Genomic DNA, 1,367 nt, shown 5'->3' on the forward strand with positions numbered 1-1,367 from the left:
ATGAACGACACCTCCTGCATCCGGCAGGAGAATACCCATAAGGAGGAATTCATGCAGAGGAACGACCGGGGCGTCAAACAGGGCGACCGGCTCTTGAAGATGCAGGGAAAACGCGACCGGGGGCCGGTCGAGTTCTCCTCCCGCATCGCAGAACAGGAAGGTGAGATCATGGCGATCGCAACGCAGGATGTCATCAGCGTCCCCCCGACGCAGACGATCATGACGGCAGCCGGCCAGATGACCGCCTGCGGGTTCCGCCGGCTGCCCGTCACCGACGCCGGGACAAAGAAGCTGCGCGGGATCATCACCTCGGGCGACATCATCAACTTCATGGGCGGAGGCGACAAGTTCCGGCTCGTCACGGGCCGTCATGACGGCAACCTGATCGCGGCCGTCAACGAGAGCGTGCGCACCATCATGACACAGCAGCCCGAGACCCTCCGGTCGGATGCCCGGATCGGCGACGCCCTGGAGATCATCCTGAAGAAGAAGATCGGGGGCCTCCCAATCACCGATAAAGACGGGGTGCTTGAAGGTATCGTCGCTGAACGGGACATCCTTCGGGTGCTTGCAGCAACGCGGAGCCCGCTCAAGGTCTAAGACGTGATGAGCACCACCCTCCGCGTCACTGCCCCCGGCTGCCCGATCGCAACGGTCACGCGCGACATGACGAAGTACCGGTTCCGCCGGCTGCCGGTGGTAAGCGATGATGTCCTGTACGGGATCGTCACCGCCACGGACATCATGCGGTACCTCGGGAGCCGGGAGGTCTTCTCCCGGATCGAGACCGGTCATTTCGCGGAGGTAACGAGCCTTCCCGTGCGGGAACTCATTGCCGGTGAGCTGCACTCGACAACCCCGGACAAGAAGATCGACGAGGCCGCGCAGGAGATGCTCAACAGGAACATCGGTGCGCTGCCCGTCATCGAGGACTCCCGGCTCATCGGCCTTGTCACCGAGTTCGATCTTGTCCGGGCATTCTCTGCGGGGTGAAGACGATGTATGCACGCGACGTGATGTCATCACCGGTCCGTGTCGTTGCGCCGGATGCGACCGTGGCGCATGCCCGCAACCTGATGGTGCGGCACCGGATCTCCCGGCTCCTCGTCATGGAAGGCGAGGCGATCCGGGGCATCATCACCAAAAAAGACATCGCCTACCGCATGCGGCAGGGGGAACCGGCATGGCGGCGGCGGCCGCTCGACCGCGTCCCGGTGGGCGCACTGATGACCGAGGGTCCGGTCACGGTGGCGCCCGATACCGGGGCACAGGAGATAGCACGGACATTTGCGCAAAGGACCATCAGCAGTGTCCCCGTTGTTGAGGGCGGGTCGGTTGTCGGGATCGTGACCAAGACCGATCTGATG

The 1,367-nt window shown here is 63.6% G+C and carries 3 protein-coding genes; all 3 read left to right on the plus strand.

Annotated features, from left to right (window positions below; genetic code table 11):
* Nucleotides 1-600 (plus strand): CBS domain-containing protein (locus CW742_RS15450; protein WP_342764887.1); only part of this gene is annotated, 600 nt, incomplete at its 5' end.
* A 6-nt stretch (nt 601-606) separates the two neighbouring features.
* Entirely contained in the window at nt 607-993 is a 387-nt protein-coding gene (locus CW742_RS15455; protein ID WP_342764888.1) for a CBS domain-containing protein, read from the plus strand.
* Nucleotides 994-998: 5 nt separating this feature from the next.
* On the plus strand, nt 999-1,367 hold a 369-nt coding region (locus CW742_RS13235), incomplete at its 3' end, for a CBS domain-containing protein (protein WP_292421146.1).

Origin of the sequence: Methanoregula sp. (assembly GCF_002835825.1) — an archaeon.
Lineage (GTDB): Archaea > Halobacteriota > Methanomicrobia > Methanomicrobiales > Methanospirillaceae > Methanoregula.

Excerpts from the sequence above, each read along its gene's own strand:
- CW742_RS15455 (WP_342764888.1), top strand. The coding sequence starts at position 607 with ATGAGCACCACCCTCCGCGTCACTGCCCCCGGCTGCCCGATCGCAACG.